The sequence below is a fragment of the Pseudomonas sp. MF6747 genome (assembly GCF_963890955.1).
Taxonomy (GTDB): domain Bacteria; phylum Pseudomonadota; class Gammaproteobacteria; order Pseudomonadales; family Pseudomonadaceae; genus Aquipseudomonas.
In genome coordinates this window covers 325,174-340,529 of the sequence record NZ_CAWPSZ010000023.1, presented here as the reverse complement: position 1 = coordinate 340,529, position 15,356 = coordinate 325,174, and the positions used below count along the sequence as shown (strand labels likewise).

Genomic DNA, 15,356 nt, shown 5'->3' with positions numbered 1-15,356 from the left:
AGCAAATCAGAAAGTCGTTGGGGCTATCTAAAAATTGCAGGTGATCAAACATGTAGGCGCAGGCAAGCCAGCACCCACGAGGGACCTGCGTCGCTAGAGGGCGCGGATCACATGTTTGATCTCCTGAAACGCCGCCAAGCCCCACGGGCCCAACTCGCGGCCGATGCTGCTCTGCTTGTAACCACCCCACGCCGTTTGCGGGAAGATCACCTGCGGTGCGTTAATCCACACAAGCCCGGCCTGCAAGGCGTTGGCCACGCGTTCGGCGGTGTCGACATCGGCGCTCACCACACTGGCGACCAGGCCGAAATCGCTGTCATTGGCCAGGGCAATGGCTTCCTCGGCAGTGGTAAAACGTCGGACACACAGCACCGGGCCGAAGATCTCCTCGTTCCACAACGCGCTGTTCAACGGCACATCGGTAAACACGGTCGGGCGAATGAAATAGCCCTTCGCCAGGTCGGCCGGTCGTTCACCACCGCACAGCAAACGCGCGCCGTCTGCGATGCCACGCTGAATATGCCCCAGCACTCGCTGATACTGCGCACGGTTGATCAAAGCGCCCATTTGCACCTCATCGGCAAACGGGTCTGCCACGCGAATCCCCTCGGCCCGTGTCTGCAAACGCTGCAGGAACGCGTCCGCCAGGCTGTCAGCCACCAGCACGCGGCTGGTGGCCGAACACATCTGCCCGGCGTTGAAAAAGCCACCCCCACAGGCCAGCTCCACCGCCAGGTCAAGGTCGGCGTCCGCGAGCACCAGCAACGCGGATTTACCGCCCAGCTCAAGGCTTACACCCTTGATGGTTTCTGCCGCGCGCTGCATCACTTGCACGCCGACGGCGTTACTGCCGGTGAAGGAAATCTTCGCCACGCGGCGGTCTGCGGCCAGCGGTGCGCCAACCGCCAGGCCCGTGCCGCAGACCAGGTTGAACACACCCGCCGGCAGCCCTGCCTGGGCAATAATTTGCGCCAGTTGCAACTCTGCCAACGGCGTGACTTCCGATGGCTTGAGCACCACGCAACATCCGGCCGCCAGGGCCGGGGCGAGCTTCCAGGCGGTGGTCACCATCGGGAAATTCCACGGCACAATCAGCCCGACCACACCACAGGGCTCACGGCGCAGGCGTGCGCTGAAGTCCTCGCCGGGCAGTGCCACCGGGCGGTCTTGCGTGGCGTCCATGTCGTCGCACATGCCGGCGTAGTAGTCGAAGGTGGCGATCACATCGTCCACATCAATGCCGGCCTCAAACAGCGGCTTGCCATTGTTGCTCGACTGCAACTGCATCAGCTGGTCGCGCTGGGCGCTCACGCCTTGGGCGATCTTACGCAGCACGGCGCCGCGGTCACGGCCGGTGCTTTTCGACCAGTCGATGAACGCCGCGCTGGCCGCCGCCACCGCGTGGGCCACGGTGCTCGCGTCGCCGACGCTGACGTGGGCCAGGGTGGCTTCGGTGGCGGGGTTGATCACCTCGATAACGTCATGGCCTGCGCGCCATTCGCCTGCAATGTACACACCGTCCAATACTGCGTTCATACCGCTACCTCCTGCATCCACAGCCCCTGGTCGATTTCTATCAGCGTCGGTCCCTGGCGATCAGCGGCGGCGCGCAATGCCGTGCGCAGCTGCGCGATACCCTGAATGCTCTCGGCGGCGCAGCCCAAGGCTTTGGCCACACCGATAAAGTCCGGGGTGTAGATGTCCACACCGACCGGCTCGATGGCGCGGTTGAGCATGTACTTCTTGATCTCCTCGTAACCCTGGTTATTCCACAGCAGCACGATGACCGGCACGCGCGCCTCGACCGCGCTGGCCAGTTCCGGCAGGCTGAATTGCAGGCCACCGTCGCCGATCAGGCACACCACCGGTTGCCCGTCGCCGCGTCCCAGCCAGGCGCCAATCGCTGCGGGCAGGGCGTAGCCCAAGGTGCCGTAGCCGGTGGAGGAATTGAACCAGCGGCGTGGGTGGTCGAGGTTCAGCGTCAGGTTGCCGCTGTACACCGGTTGGGTGGAGTCGCCCACCAGCACGGCGCCGGGCAGTTGCGCCAGCACGGTGTTGAGAAACAGGGTTTGCGCGCGGGTGGCGGCGTCCCAGGTGGGCGTCAATTCAGCCCACAGACGTGCGACGCGTGCGCTGCCCCAGTCGGGGGCGCGATCGCCCGATACCTGGGCGTCCAGCGCGGCCAACAAGGCTTGGGCTGCGATCTGCGCATCGGCCACCAGTGCGACCTGAGGCGGGTAATTGCGCACGGTCTGGTCGGGGTCGATATCGATGCGCAGCAGCGTGCCGGGAATCTCGAAACCCCCGGCGAAGGTCACGTCGTAATCGGTTTCCGCCAGCTCGGTGCCGATGGCCAGCACCACATCGGCTTCGGCGACCAGGGCGCGGGTGGCGACCAGCGTCTGGGTCGAGCCGATCAGCAACGGGTGCGCGGCCGGCAGCATGCCTTTGGCGTTGATGGTCAGGGCCACCGGTGCACCCAGCCGTTCGGCCAGGCGCGTCAATTCGGCGGCCGCCTCGATGGCGCCGCCGCCGGCCAGGATCAGCGGGCGTTTTGCTGCCGCCAGCCACTGGCTCATCTGCTTCACCGCCGCCGGCGCGGCACCGGCGCGCGCCACGCTGACCGGCTCGCTGCCGAGCAGGGCATCGGCGTTTTCGACCAATACATCCAGCGGAATCTCGATGTGCACCGGGCGCGGTCGACCGGCCTGGAACAGCGCAAACGCGCGCGCCAGCACGCCAGGCAACTCCGCCGCCGACATCAAGGTGTGCGAGAACGCCGCCACGCCCGCGATCATCGCGCTCTGATTCGCCAGCTCATGCAGCTTGCCGCGCCCGCCACCCAATTGGCTGCGCGATTGCACACTGGAAATCACCAGCATCGGGATCGAGTCGGCATAGGCCTGGCCCATGGCGGTGGTGATGTTGGTCATGCCGGGGCCGGTGATGATGAAACACACGCCAGGTTTACCGCGGGTGCGTGCATAGCCGTCGGCCATGAAGCCTGCGCCCTGTTCGTGGCGCGGGGTGACGTGGCGGATGCTCGAGCGCGCCAGGCCACGGTACAACTCCACGGTGTGCACGCCGGGAATGCCGAACACCTGGTCTACGCCGTAGCGTTCCAGGAGGTTGACCAATACTTCGCCGCAGGTCGCCATACATGTCGCTCTTGTTATGGATTCGAGGCGCTATTGGAGCGGCTGGCCGGTAGCGCCAACAATCGATAAAAAGTCATACTAGCCATGTCCCCACGTCATGGCTGCGCCCGATGAAACGCTTGCCACCGCTGCCCGCGCTGCACACCTTCTGGGTCACGGCCCAGTGCTGCAACTTCACCCGCGCCGCCGAGCAACTGCACATTACCCAAGGTGCGGTGAGCCGGCAGATTGCCGGGCTCGAAAACCATTTGGGCTATGCCTTGTTCCAGCGCCAGGCGCGGGGCTTGAGCCTGACCGAAGAAGGGCGCGAGTGGTCGCTGCGGGCGCAGCAGGTGTTTGGCTTGATCGGTGACGCGGTGGAGCAGATCGGCAGCCGCCGCCAGACCCTGCAACTCAAGGCCTCCACCTGCGTAATGCGCTGGCTGCTGCCGCGCCTGATGCAGTGGCAACAGGAGCGCCCGGACGTGCCGGTGGAACTCACCACCACGGTGGCCTACACCGTGGACTTTCGTCGCGAGCAATTCGACGCGGCGGTGATCTATGCGCCCATCGCCGAGCAGTCGGCGCAGGCGCGGCATTTATTCGATGAACAACTCACCCCGGTCTGCGCGCCGGCGTTGCTGGCCAGCCTGCACACACCGGCTGATTTGCAGCGACAGGTGCTGCTGCACCCCACGCGGGACGAGCGCGATTGGGCGTTGTGGCTGAAGGCTGCGAATACACGCTTGAGCAACCTGGCCCAGGGGCATCATTTTGAAACGCTGGACCTGGCAATGACGGTGGCGTCCCAGGGCTCGGGAGTGGCGATAGGCGACAGCGCGTTGATTGGCGAGGATGTGAAAGCGGGGCGGTTGGCGACACCGTTTGAACTGCGCGTGCCGACGGGGATGGGGTATTACCTGGTGTATCCGCCGGGGATTGAGCCGTCTACTGGATTAGTCGCCTTGATGGAGTGGTTGGTAAGCCAGGCACAACCGTCGTAACACCGAAGACCCGAATGTGGGAGGAGGCTTGTGTGGGAGCGGGCTTGCCTGCGATGCAGGCACCTCGGTGTGTCAGTCATGCCGCGGTGATGCTATCGCAGGCAAGCCAGCTCCCACAGTTTTAACCGTGTCGGTTCAGTAGCCGACGGTGAAACGCTGGCGCGAGTGCTTCGGCGACTCAACCTCGTCGATCAACGCAATCGCGTAGTCAGCAAAGCTGATCCAGCTACGCCCTTCAGCGCTCACCAGCAAGTCATCCTGGCCGACACGGAATTTGCCGGTGCGCTCAGTCTCAACGAACTCCGCCGACGGCGACAGAAAGGTCCAGTCCAGCTCTTTTTCCTGACGCAGCGCATCAAGAAATTCAGCGCCTGCACTGGCTTCGGCCTTGTACTCTGCCGGGAAGCCAGGGCTGTCGATGACTCGGCTGCCATCCGGCAACAACAATGAACCTGCACCGCCGACCACCAGCAGGCGTTTCACCCCGGCGCTCTTCACCGGGCCGATCACGGCACTGGCCGGCAGTGTGGCGAAGTGCGCCGCACTGATCACCACGTCGTTGCCGCTGACAGCCTGTTGCAGGGCGTTGGCATCCAGGGCGTCGACCTGTTTGACGGTGACGCCCGGGCGTGCGGCCAGCGTGCCGGTATTACGCGCAATGGCGGTGACGGTATGCCCACGACGCAGCGCTTCTTCCAGCAGTTGGCTACCGGCGCGGCCGGTGGCACCAATGATTGCGATCTTGCTCATGACGTTCTCCAGTACGTTAAGGTTTAAACCATTCACCACTTCATTTCGCCCTTGGCGACTTTGGCACCGAGTTCCAGGCTGCTCTCATCTTCAAGTTTCGGGTAACGTTTTTTCATGGCCGCGATCAGCGCAGTCGAATCCTTGGCCTTGGCGGTTTCCTCATCGAACGCTTTGATATAGCCCGCGGTGAATGCCACGGACTGCACAGTCGGCGTACCCAGGTAATGACCTGGAATCACGGTGCGCGGTTTCAAGTCTTCGATGCGTTGCAAGGTTGCCAGCCAGTCGGCGTGGGACTGAGCGGTTTGCGTATCGGCCATCCACACGTGGGTGTTCTCGAAGACCACAACGCCGCCCACCACGGCCTTGATCGATGGAATCCACACAAACGTGCGGTCCGGCTGCGGGCCGTCCAGGCCGACCACTTCCAGCGTCTTGCCTTCCAGGGTCAGGCTATGGCCTTGGAGCACCTGCGGGATGATGGCTTTGGCCGGTTTGTCGGCACCCAGCTTAGGGCCCCAGAACGCGAGTTTCTGCTCGGCGGTGGCCTTGATATGGTCAACCACCGGCTGGGTGGCTACCACCTTGGCGGCGGGGAATGCCTGCGTCAGGACGTCGAGGCCGAAGTAGTAATCCGGGTCGCCGTCACTGACGTAGATGGTGGTCAGGCGCTTGCCGCTGGCGCGAATCTTTGTCACCAGTTGCTCGGCTTGGGCATTGCCGAATTGCGCGTTCACCAAAATGACGTCGTGCTCGCCGCTGACCAGTACCGAGCTGACGGGCATCATTGCCGAGGTGCCAGGGTTATAAGCGTCCAGCGTCAGATCGGCCGCCGCGGCATGGGCGGCGAACGCCAGGGCGGCCATGGCCGTGGCCAATCGTTTAAGCGTCGAGATCATGTGCAACTCCAGCGGCAGATAAGGGATGCACAGAGCTTAGTTGCACTAAACGTCACAAAAAATGCCATGCTTGAACATAGTTTGTTTCCAAAAGCGTGCAAATCATGGATCGTCTTCAAGCAATGCGGGTGTTTGTCACGGTCGTTGACCTGGGAAGCCAGTCGGCGGCTGCGGATCAACTGGACCTGTCGCGGCCGGTCGTTTCACGTTATCTGGCGGAGCTTGAGGATTGGGTGGGCGCGCGGCTGATGCATCGCACCACGCGCAAGCTCAGTCTCACCGCAGCGGGCAGCGAAATGCTGCCCCGAGCGCGGCAGATGCTGGAGTTGTGCAACGACATGCAGGCGGCCGTCAGCGAGCCGGACGAAGCGCCGCGCGGCCAGCTACGGCTGAGTGTCAGCAGCTCATTCGGCCAGGCGCAATTGGCGGACGCCGTGGCCGAGTTCGTCAAGCGCAACCCGTTGGTCAGTATCGATCTGCAGATGCTCGACCGTACGGTAAACCTGGTGGATGAGCGGATCGACCTGGCGATTCGCACTAGTTTTGAGCTGGACCCCAACCTGATCGCTCGCAAGCTGACGCTCTGCCGCTCGGTCATTTGCGCGTCCCCGGCGTACCTGCTGGAACATCCGCGCCCGCAGCACGTGCACGATCTGGCGAAGCACAACTGCCTGACGCACACCTACTTCGGCAAAAGCCTGTGGCATTTCACAGAAAACGCTGAGCCAGTGTCGGTGGCGGTGCAGGGCAATATCAGCGCTAACGAGGCGACCGCCCTGTTACGGGTGACGTTGGCGGGGGCAGGGGTGGCGCGGCTTCCCAGTTATCAGGCGGGGGATTACATCCGCAGTGGCGAACTGATCCGTTTGCTGCCCGAGGCAGAGCCCCAGCAAATGAATGTCTACGCGGTGTACGCCTCGCGCAAGCACATGCCGTTGGCGCTGCGCAGCCTGCTGGATTTTCTGGTGCTGCGCTTTCCTGAGGAGCCGGTGTGGGATGTCGGCCTTTGAAGCCGACATAAAGATGTTGAATGGCGTCCAATAATGGCAACTCTTGCTGACTGACCTATGCTTTAAACAGCACCGAGTCGATCCGTTCAGAGGTGTGCCATGACTCTAAAAATCAGAAAGTACCTGATGATTTTCATCCTGTGCGCCCTGGCTACCGCGCTGTACGGCACGGCTGCCTATCGGGTTGAACAAACCCGCATGCAGCCGACCTTTGCGGTCAGTTGCCATCAGGACATGTGCCTGCCGCGTACCGGCAGTTTCAGCGCGCTCAGGTAGGCTGTTCGGCCTTCAACTGCTCGCGGAACGCTTTGGGCGAAAACCCGACCCGCCGACGAAACAGTCGCGAGAAGTTGGTCGGGTCGGAAAACCCCAGCACCTGCGACATCTCATTGATGGTCATGCTGGTGTAAGTCAGCAGGCGCTTGGCTTCCAGCAACTGGCGGTCATGCATGATCTGCAGCGCAGGTTGCCCACCCAATTCCCGACACGTGCCGTTCAAGTGTGAGACCGAGATGCCCAGCTTGTGGGCCAGGTCTTCGATCTTGGGGTGCTCGCGGTAATGCTGTTCGACCAGTTGGGTAAAGCGCCGGAAATATTCACGCCCTCGAGGCGCGCGCGCGTGGCGGCGCTGGATGGCCTGGCGGCTGATCCACACCAGCAGCACGCTGACCAACGCGTGCATCATCATGTCGCGCGCCGGTTGCTCATCGGCGTATTCATCTTGCAAGCGCGCAAACAGGCTATTGAGGTAGTCGCTGTCCTTGCCTGCCGGGTAGTTGCCCAGGGCTTGCAAGCCGTCCACCGCCGAGCCCAGCTGCGCCTGCAAATGGCTGACCAGCGGCGCTGACAGCGTGACGATGAACCCTTCGACATCTTCGGCAAACCGAAACCCATGCACACACAAGGGCGGCAGCACCTGCAAGGTCGCCTCGTTGAGTGTGGTGCGCTGACCTTCGATTTCCAGTTGCGCCTGACCTTTATGCACGTACAACAACTGGCACAAGTCCGCGTGCCGGTGGGGCTGGATTTCCCACTGGTATTCCCGACTGCGCCGGGAAATGGTTTCACAGTGCAACAAATCGGGCGTTGGCCATTGCTGGCTTTCCCCGTAAAGCTTGAAGACCGGAATCGCGGTACTGGCAGTTTTGGTCATGGTTTCAATCCGATACTCAGGATAGTGGTTCGGTAATCGCCCCGATTGGCAAAAAGCGCAGGCTTTGTCTCAGTTTTCACCTTCTTATGGCGGTCACTCAAGTGAAAAATGTCAGCAACAAGATCAATGACAACTCTTTCACCTTATCCGTTCGGATGAGCCTCGCGGACCCTAAAAATAATGAAAACGCTGAAAACCCAAGTCGCCATTATTGGCGCCGGTCCCTCCGGACTGTTGCTCGGTCAACTGCTGCACAACGCGGGTATCCAGACCCTGGTGCTAGAGCGCCAGCGTGCCGATTACGTGCAAGGCCGCATCCGTGCCGGGGTGCTGGAACAAGGCATGGTCGACCTGCTGCGCGAAGCCGGTGTGAGCCAGCGCATGGACGCCGAAGGCTTGGTGCATGACGGTTTCGAGCTGGCGCTCAATGGCCAGCTCAGCCATATCGACCTCAAGGGCTTGACCGGCGGCCAGTCGGTGATGATCTACGGCCAGACCGAAGTGACCCGCGACCTGATGCAAGCGCGCGAAGCCGCCGGCGCCCTCACGCTGTACGAAGCGCACAACGTGCAGCCCCATGACCTGAAAAGTGATCGACCGTGGCTGACCTTCGAGCATCAGGGCGAAGCCTTTCGTCTGGAGTGCGACTACATTGCCGGCTGTGATGGTTTCCACGGCGTGGCGCGCCAATCCATTCCGGCTGATTCGTTAAAGGTTTTCGAGCGCATTTACCCTTTTGGTTGGCTGGGCATCCTCGCCGACACGCCACCGGTGCATGCCGAACTGGTCTACGCCAAGCATCCGCGCGGCTTTGCGCTGTGCAGCATGCGTTCGCCGACCCGCAGCCGTTATTACCTGCAAGTGCCGGCTGAAACGGCGCTGGATGAATGGTCGGATGAGCGTTTCTGGGATGAGCTGAAAACCCGCCTGCCCAGCGCCTTGGCCGCACAGTTGGTGACCGGGCCGTCCATCGAGAAAAGCATCGCGCCGCTGCGCAGCTTTGTGGTGGAGCCGATGCAATACGGGCGCCTGTTCCTGCTCGGGGATGCGGCGCATATCGTGCCGCCGACCGGGGCCAAGGGGTTGAACCTGGCGGCCAGTGACGTGAATACGCTGTTTCGCATCCTGCTCAAGGTGTATCGCGAGGGGCGCGTGGACTTATTGCAGCAATACTCGGCGATCTGCCTGCGCCGGGTGTGGAAGGCCGAGCGGTTTTCCTGGTGGATGACCTCCATGCTGCACCAGTTTGCGGACGCGGATGGCTTCAGCCAGCGCATCGCCGAGAGTGAGCTGGCATATTTCGTCGATTCGCAGGCAGGGCGCACAACCATTGCAGAAAATTACGTCGGGCTTGCTTACGAAGCTATCGAGTAGCCTGCTATCGTATCGAGCATTCCCGCGGGCCCTTTCTGCCCCGTGGGCCTTGCTCGAAGGTTCTGCCGTGACCAACCTCAACCAGCCCACCCAACCCGTTCCCGCCGTGCGCAGTGTGCTCGCCGCCTTGATGATGGCGATCTTCCTCGGCGCGCTGGACCAGACCATCGTCGCCGTGTCCATGCCGGCCATTTCCGCGCAGTTCCATGACGTCAACCTGCTGGCCTGGGTGATCTCCGGCTACATGGTGGCGATGACGGTGGCGGTGCCGATTTACGGCAAGCTCGGTGACTTGTACGGGCGTCGCCCGATGATGCTGATCGGCATGGGCGTGTTCACGCTGGCGTCGCTGTTTTGCGCCATGGCGCAAAACATGGAGCAACTGGTGCTGGCGCGCATTCTGCAGGGCATCGGTGCCGGCGGGATGATCTCGGTGAGCCAGGCGATCATTGGTGACATCATTCCACCGCGCGAGCGCGGGCGTTATCAGGGTTATTTCAGCAGCATGTACGCGGTGGCCAGCGTGGCCGGGCCGGTGCTTGGCGGGTACATGACCGAATATCTGTCCTGGCGTTGGGTATTTCTGATCAACCTGCCGCTGGGCGCTGGCGCCTGGTATGTGGCGCATCGCACGCTGGTCGGGTTGCCGGTGCCGCAGCGCAAGCCGATCATCGATTATGTCGGCACCTTGCTGATGATCATCGGCCTCACGGCTTTGCTGCTGGGCATCACCGAAATCGGCCAGGGCCATCATTGGCGCGACCAGCAAGTGCTCGGGCTGCTGGTGTGTGCGGGCGTGGCGCTGACGGTGTTTGTCTGGCATGAACGCCGCGCGCGCGAGCCTTTGCTGCCGATGCATCTGTTCGCCAATCGCAGCGCCGTGTTGTGCTGGTGCACGATTTTTTTCACCAGTTTTCAGGCGATTTCCCTGACGGTGTTGATGCCGCTGCGGTATCAGACGGTGACCGGTTCGGGCGCGGACAGCGCCGCGCTGCACCTGCTGCCGCTGGCGTTCGGCCTGCCGGTGGGGGCTTATTTTGCCGGGCGCATGACCTCGGTGACCGGGCGCTACAAGCCCATGATTCTGAGCGGGGCGTTGCTGAGCCCGTTCGCGATTCTGGGCATGGCCTACAGTGCGCCGCAGGCGGTCGGGATGACGGCGGTGTTCATGTTGCTGTGTGGGATTGCGGCGGGGATGCAGTTTCCGACGTCGCTGGTGGGAACGCAGAATTCGGTCGAGCAGCGCGACATTGGCGTGGCGACCAGCACCACCAACCTGTTTCGCTCCCTGGGCGGGGCCGTTGGCGTGGCCTGCATGTCGGCCTTGTTGCTGGCGCTGTTGCAGGATTCGAGCTTTGCGCATTTGGCCAGCGGCGCGCTGGTGGCCGAAGGCAGTTCCGGCAACGTCTTGCTGGACGGCTTGAACGCCGCGCCCGGCCCGTCGCAGGATGCCCTGCGCGGGGAGTTGGCGGTGACGTTCCGGCACTTGCTGATGGTGAGTGCGGCGGTGTCGTTGCTGGGGTTGGCGGCGGCGATTGCGATGCCAAACCGAGTGCTGCGTGGGCGTGAAGACAAGGCCAAGTAACTGACCCGATGATGATCAAGCTGTGGGAGCAGGCGTGCCTGCGAAAGCGGTGTATCAGTGCCGGCTATGCAAACTGACCCACCGCTTTCGCAGGCAAGCCAGCTCCCCCAGGTGACTGCATTTCAATGCTGATCAGGGGCTGTAATACCCGACCGCCACCATGAAATGCCCGGCCTTGCGCACATACGCGTGTTTGTTCTCGACCTTGTCGGTCACCGGGTTTTTCCAGCGGTACTTGTACTCACCCTGATCCTGCTCGGCCATCAGCTTCAAAATCGGCTCGCCCACCGGCTTGCCGTCCGGGTCCCTGATCTTGGCGAAGTCGGTGTCCACCAGCCGCAGGTTGGTGCCGTGGGCCACATAGCGCCCGGTATTCAGGTCGACCACGAACACGTACAGGTCATCCTGCAGGAAGTCGCCCTGCAACGAATTGATCGCCTTGAGCGTGCCGGCTTCATCCTTGACCAGTGCTTTCACCGCCTTGTCGCGCAAAGCGCGAGCCTGCTCTGGCGTGGCGCGTGGCAGGTAATAGCCGACGGCCAGAATCCGCTCGCCGATCCGCTGATAAAACACGTGCTTGTGCTCAACCTTGCCGTCGTTCCAGTTCTGCCAGCGATAATCGGCCTGCTGGATGCCCTGGCCTTCGGGCACCGCCAGCGCTTGTTTGAATGAGGCTTGCAAGTCAGGCCCGAGCAACTCGGACACATCGCGGCCGATCAAGGCCGAGGAGGGCCCGCCACTGGCCAGCAACACGCCCTGGGTGTCGACCACAAACACATAACGGTCATGGTCGACAAACTCCCCTTGGCGACTGAACGCAGCAAACGCCTTGTCGCCGTTGCTCTGGTAATAGGTCAGGGCCTTGGTCAGCAGCGTCTTGGCGGCGTGGGCGTCCTCCTCCTGAGTGGCCGCGTGCACCTGGCTGCAACACAACAGCAGCAGCCAGGTGATTCGGAGCAATCCCTTCATTACTCATCCCTCGTTATTGTTTGATGTGACCACAGCGTAGACGGCTGCGGCTCAGGGCGCCGCCAGCCATTGATTGACAATGGCGTCGTACGCCCCGGTAGCGACGCTCAAGTGCAACCACTGGTCGACATAGCTTTTCCACGCCACATCATCGCGGGGCAGCAGGAAGGCCTTTTCGCTGTACTGCATCTGCTGCTGCGGGTTGACCGCGCACAATCCCGGCTTGAGCTTTTGCTGGAAGCGCGCCTCGCTGGCGTCGGTGATCATCACGTCCGCCTTGCCCGCCAGCAACTCGTCGAAGATGGTCACGTTGTCATGCAGGCGGATCTGCGCCTGGCCCAGGTGAGTGCGGGCAAACACTTCGTTGGTGCCGCCGGCCGGCTCGATCACCCGCACCTGCGGCTGGTTGATCTGCTCGACGCTCTGGTAGCGCTGCACATCGGCGCAACGCACCAACGGGATCTTGCCGTCCACACCCAGCGCCTGGCTGAAGAAGGCCTTTTTCTGGCGCTCCAGCGACACCGAAATCCCGCCCACCGCGATGTCACAGCGCTGGGCCAGGAAGTCCGGCATCAGGGTTTTCCAGGTGGTGGGCACCCACGTGATCGTCGCATTCAGGCTTTTGGCCAGCGACTCGGCCATGGCAATGTCGATGCCTTCATAACGGCCATCGGCGCGCAGCGAAGTGTAAGGCTTGTAATCGCCGGTGGTGCAAACGGTGAGCGTGCCGCGTTGCAGCACCTCATCGAGGCGCGAGGGCGCGGTATCGGCCAGGGCGGTGGTTGCCAAACTCGCCAATACACACAGGGCCAGGGGAGCTTTCATGCGGTCGAGTCCTTGGGGCATGATCGGGGCGGCCATTATTTCCAGGAGCGCGCCGAGGTAGCAAGCGGCGTGAATGTTTAGCCAAGCTGCAACCAAACTCCATCAACGCTGAATTTAACCACCCTGTGCAGGCGTGTGACGCTGCCGGGCATCTACCTCACTGTGAATCCCGCATGGACGGTTCCCCCGACACTCATCCCGCGACATTGCCTGGCGCTTTAGTGCCCAGCCGTACCGCGGTTGTCGAGGCCCTTCCTTCCGAGCTGGCCTTCTGGGCCTTGTTCCACTGCCGACACGCACGCCCTCCGGATACCGCTCTCCTACGTTGATCTCCCCCATAGACCAGGCGCCCCTGCGCGCGTTGCCTATGTTCCTGCCTGACGCAAACGTATGAGACTTGCCATGAGTGATTTCGCCTGCCTGCAAGAAGCCCGATCTTTCCTTGAACAGCACCCGGACATCGAGATGTTCGAGCTGTTTATCCTCGACAACAACGGCGTGCCGCGCGGCAAATTGCTGCACCGCGATGAGCTGCTGGCGGTGTACGAAAGTGGCCGGCCGTTGCCCAGTACCATCCTTGGCCTGACGATTAATGGCGATGACGTGGAAAACTCCGGGCTGGTGTGGGAAGTCGGTGACATCGACTGCCGCGCCTACCCGATCAGCGGGAGCCTGCAGCGCATGCCATGGCGCCTGATTCCCACGGCCGCCGTGCAAGTGAGCATGCACCCCACCGAGGGCATGCCCGCCACCGTGGCCGACCCGCGGCATTTGCTCGCCAAGGTCATCGACGGGCTGAAAGCCGACGGTTACTACCCGGTGATGGCGGCGGAGCTGGAGTTTTACCTGCTCGACCAGAAACCCGACAGCAATGGCCGCCCACAACCGGCGCGGGATGTGGACGGCAATCGCCCGCGCTCGACCCAGGTGTATGGCCTGCGCGAGCTGGAGCAGATCGAGCCGTTTCTCGCCGACCTTTATAGCGCGTGCAAACTGCAAGGCATTCCGGCGCGCACGGCAATCTCCGAATACGCCCCGGGCCAGGTTGAAATCACCCTGGAACATCGCGCCGATGCCTTGCAGGCCATGGACGAAGCCGTGCGCTACAAGCGCCTGGTCAAGGGCGTGGCGCATAAACACGGGATGACCGCCTGCTTCATGGCCAAGCCGTTCGACGACCTGGCGGGCACCGGCATGCACATGCACGTCAGCCTGGCGGATGCCCACGGCAATAACCTGTTCGCCAGTGAGGCCGCCGACGGCACGCCGCTGCTGCGTCAGGCCGTGGGCGGCATGCTCAGCACCTTGCTCGATTCGTTGCTGATGTTCTGCCCCAACGCCAACTCCTATCGCCGCTTCCAGACCAACAGCTACGCACCGCTGGCCGCCACGTGGGGCGTGGACAACCGCACCGTGAGCCTGCGCGTGCCGGGCGGGCCGGCCAATTCCCGACACATCGAGCACCGGATCTGCGGTGCCGACGCCAACCCTTACCTGGCTGCCGCCGCAATCCTGGCGGGTATCCATCGCGGTATCCGTGAGCAACGCGATCCCGGCGCGCCGGTGGAAGGCAACGGCTACGCGCAGGCCAAACATTTGCTGCCCACCGACTGGCTCACGACTCTGCGTGCGCTTGAAGAGTCAAGCTGGGCGCGGGATGCGTTTGGCACTGAGTTCCTGGGTGTGTACCTGGCGGTGAAGCGTGCCGAATATCGCCAGTTCATGGGCGAGGTAGGCGAGCAGGATTGGCGCTGGTATCTGCACCAAGCGTAATCCACCCTGGGAGCCGGGCTTGCCCGCGATAGCGGTGTGTCAGCCAGGGATGGTTGCCTGGCCCACCGCCCTCGTAGCCTCGCTCAAGCTCGACAACGCCCACAATGGATTTTGGGTGTTGGGTGGCCGTGACGGCTTCGACCTTTTTTTCACGTTGCAGTGGGTAAGCTGCGGTTCAAGGTCGTTCACTACCGTTCCACACACATGAGCCCGTGATGTCGTCACAACCACCTTCCTCCATCGAGATTGAGTTCACCGAGCGCTGTGACCGCGAGCATGCCAGGGTCTGCGGCGACACACGCCCGCCACGCCTGCGCCAGCGCGTGGCAGCGTGGCGCGATGAGCGGTTGGTGCGCCAGGCATTGAAAGTGGCTGGCGAACCTGGGCTGATCCTCGACCTGGCCTGCGGCTCCGGCCGGTTCTGGCCGGTGTTGGCAGAACATATCAACCGCGTGATTCTGGCCTCCGACAACTCCCAGGCCATGCTCGACCATGCGCGCACTCATCACCCGGCGGCACTGCTCAAACGCGTCAAAACCTTCCAGGGATCAGCGTTTTCCATCGGCTTGTCGGCCAATGCGGTGGACTGCATTTTCTGCATGGAACTGTTTCGCCATGTACCCAGCAGTGAAGGGCGTTTGGCGCTGCTGCGCGAGTTCCATCGGGTCAGCCGCGACACCGTGATCGTTTCCGTGGACGCACCTGCGCCTGTCGAGGGCGAGTTTCGCCAGGCCGGTTTCAAAATACTCAACCATCAGGAATTCCTGCCGGGCTCCAAGCTGTGGCGGGTTTACGTATTGCGTAAGAGAAGCTAACTCCCGCCCGTCGGACTATTCTTCCTCTCTTGTCGGAGTTTTCATGAAGGCGTGTGCACTGC

14 protein-coding genes are annotated in these 15,356 nt (G+C 62.5%); 7 read left to right on the top strand and 7 right to left on the bottom strand.

Going from position 1 to position 15,356, the window contains the following annotated elements:
• Window positions 1-93 precede the first annotated feature (93 nt).
• Complete coding sequence (locus tag AACW30_RS20495) at window positions 94-1,536, bottom strand: aldehyde dehydrogenase family protein (RefSeq protein WP_200623263.1); 1,443 nt, start codon at window positions 1,534-1,536, stop codon at window positions 94-96.
• Window positions 1,533-3,158, bottom strand: coding sequence for a 5-guanidino-2-oxopentanoate decarboxylase (locus tag AACW30_RS20490; protein WP_200623260.1), 1,626 nt, complete (start codon window positions 3,156-3,158; stop codon window positions 1,533-1,535). Before AACW30_RS20490 ends, AACW30_RS20495 begins: the two co-directional genes overlap by 4 nt.
• Window positions 3,159-3,268: 110 nt before the next feature.
• Here AACW30_RS20490 and AACW30_RS20485 point away from each other — a divergent pair, with 110 nt between their 5' ends.
• A complete protein-coding gene (locus AACW30_RS20485; RefSeq protein ID WP_124416691.1) occupies window positions 3,269-4,141 on the top strand; it encodes a LysR substrate-binding domain-containing protein in 873 nt (290 codons plus the stop codon).
• A gap of 135 nt (window positions 4,142-4,276) precedes the next feature.
• Here AACW30_RS20485 and AACW30_RS20480 read toward each other — a convergent pair whose 3' ends face one another.
• Together AACW30_RS20480 and AACW30_RS20475 are read right to left on the bottom strand one after the other, a co-directional pair.
• Window positions 4,277-4,891: an NAD(P)-dependent oxidoreductase gene (locus tag AACW30_RS20480; RefSeq protein WP_119739127.1), complete on the bottom strand. Its 615-nt coding sequence runs from the start codon at window positions 4,889-4,891 to the stop codon at window positions 4,277-4,279.
• A 32-nt stretch (window positions 4,892-4,923) separates the two neighbouring features.
• Window positions 4,924-5,790: an MBL fold metallo-hydrolase gene (locus AACW30_RS20475; protein WP_200623259.1), complete on the bottom strand. Its 867-nt coding sequence runs from the start codon at window positions 5,788-5,790 to the stop codon at window positions 4,924-4,926.
• A gap of 104 nt (window positions 5,791-5,894) precedes the next feature.
• Here AACW30_RS20475 and AACW30_RS20470 point away from each other — a divergent pair, with 104 nt between their 5' ends.
• Window positions 5,895-6,800, top strand: coding sequence for a LysR family transcriptional regulator (locus AACW30_RS20470; RefSeq protein ID WP_124416694.1), 906 nt, complete (start codon window positions 5,895-5,897; stop codon window positions 6,798-6,800).
• A gap of 99 nt (window positions 6,801-6,899) precedes the next feature.
• Window positions 6,900-7,076, top strand: coding sequence for a hypothetical protein (locus tag AACW30_RS20465; RefSeq protein WP_164487913.1), 177 nt, complete (start codon window positions 6,900-6,902; stop codon window positions 7,074-7,076).
• Here the strand turns inward: AACW30_RS20465 and AACW30_RS20460 are convergent.
• Window positions 7,069-7,953, bottom strand: coding sequence for a helix-turn-helix domain-containing protein (locus tag AACW30_RS20460; RefSeq protein ID WP_106576975.1), 885 nt, complete (start codon window positions 7,951-7,953; stop codon window positions 7,069-7,071). The two genes, AACW30_RS20465 and AACW30_RS20460, sit on opposite strands and share 8 nt — an antisense overlap.
• Window positions 7,954-8,133: 180 nt before the next feature.
• Between AACW30_RS20460 and pobA the strand changes: the two genes are divergently transcribed.
• Together pobA and AACW30_RS20450 are read left to right on the top strand one after the other, a co-directional pair.
• The gene (gene pobA / locus AACW30_RS20455) at window positions 8,134-9,327 is read left to right on the top strand and encodes a 4-hydroxybenzoate 3-monooxygenase (RefSeq protein WP_200623258.1); all 1,194 of its coding nucleotides are present in this window, start codon (window positions 8,134-8,136) and stop codon (window positions 9,325-9,327) included.
• A gap of 67 nt (window positions 9,328-9,394) precedes the next feature.
• Complete coding sequence (locus AACW30_RS20450) at window positions 9,395-10,912, top strand: MDR family MFS transporter (RefSeq protein WP_200623256.1); 1,518 nt, start codon at window positions 9,395-9,397, stop codon at window positions 10,910-10,912.
• A 132-nt stretch (window positions 10,913-11,044) separates the two neighbouring features.
• Here AACW30_RS20450 and AACW30_RS20445 read toward each other — a convergent pair whose 3' ends face one another.
• On the bottom strand, window positions 11,045-11,881 hold the full coding sequence (locus AACW30_RS20445; protein ID WP_200623254.1) for a cache domain-containing protein: 837 nt from the start codon (window positions 11,879-11,881) through the stop codon (window positions 11,045-11,047).
• A gap of 51 nt (window positions 11,882-11,932) precedes the next feature.
• Window positions 11,933-12,706: a transporter substrate-binding domain-containing protein gene (locus AACW30_RS20440; RefSeq protein WP_169368485.1), complete on the bottom strand. Its 774-nt coding sequence runs from the start codon at window positions 12,704-12,706 to the stop codon at window positions 11,933-11,935.
• A gap of 402 nt (window positions 12,707-13,108) precedes the next feature.
• Here AACW30_RS20440 and AACW30_RS20435 point away from each other — a divergent pair, with 402 nt between their 5' ends.
• Both AACW30_RS20435 and AACW30_RS20430 read left to right on the top strand, forming a co-directional pair.
• Window positions 13,109-14,479, top strand: coding sequence for a glutamine synthetase family protein (locus AACW30_RS20435; protein ID WP_200623250.1), 1,371 nt, complete (start codon window positions 13,109-13,111; stop codon window positions 14,477-14,479).
• A gap of 215 nt (window positions 14,480-14,694) precedes the next feature.
• Complete coding sequence (locus AACW30_RS20430; protein ID WP_106576970.1) at window positions 14,695-15,294, top strand: class I SAM-dependent methyltransferase; 600 nt, start codon at window positions 14,695-14,697, stop codon at window positions 15,292-15,294.
• Window positions 15,295-15,356: the final 62 nt, after the last annotated feature.

Coding starts and splice junctions, on each gene's coding strand:
- AACW30_RS20495 (WP_200623263.1), bottom strand. CDS start 1,536: ATGAACGCAGTATTGGACGGTGTGTACATTGCAGGCGAATGGCGCGCA.
- AACW30_RS20490 (WP_200623260.1), bottom strand. CDS start 3,158: ATGGCGACCTGCGGCGAAGTATTGGTCAACCTCCTGGAACGCTACGGC.
- AACW30_RS20485 (WP_124416691.1), top strand. CDS start 3,269: ATGAAACGCTTGCCACCGCTGCCCGCGCTGCACACCTTCTGGGTCACG.
- AACW30_RS20480 (WP_119739127.1), bottom strand. CDS start 4,891: ATGAGCAAGATCGCAATCATTGGTGCCACCGGCCGCGCCGGTAGCCAA.
- AACW30_RS20475 (WP_200623259.1), bottom strand. CDS start 5,790: ATGATCTCGACGCTTAAACGATTGGCCACGGCCATGGCCGCCCTGGCG.
- AACW30_RS20470 (WP_124416694.1), top strand. CDS start 5,895: ATGGATCGTCTTCAAGCAATGCGGGTGTTTGTCACGGTCGTTGACCTG.
- AACW30_RS20465 (WP_164487913.1), top strand. CDS start 6,900: ATGACTCTAAAAATCAGAAAGTACCTGATGATTTTCATCCTGTGCGCC.
- AACW30_RS20460 (WP_106576975.1), bottom strand. CDS start 7,953: ATGACCAAAACTGCCAGTACCGCGATTCCGGTCTTCAAGCTTTACGGG.
- pobA (WP_200623258.1), top strand. CDS start 8,134: ATGAAAACGCTGAAAACCCAAGTCGCCATTATTGGCGCCGGTCCCTCC.
- AACW30_RS20445 (WP_200623254.1), bottom strand. CDS start 11,881: ATGAAGGGATTGCTCCGAATCACCTGGCTGCTGCTGTTGTGTTGCAGC.
- AACW30_RS20440 (WP_169368485.1), bottom strand. CDS start 12,706: ATGAAAGCTCCCCTGGCCCTGTGTGTATTGGCGAGTTTGGCAACCACC.
- AACW30_RS20435 (WP_200623250.1), top strand. CDS start 13,109: ATGAGTGATTTCGCCTGCCTGCAAGAAGCCCGATCTTTCCTTGAACAG.
- AACW30_RS20430 (WP_106576970.1), top strand. CDS start 14,695: ATGTCGTCACAACCACCTTCCTCCATCGAGATTGAGTTCACCGAGCGC.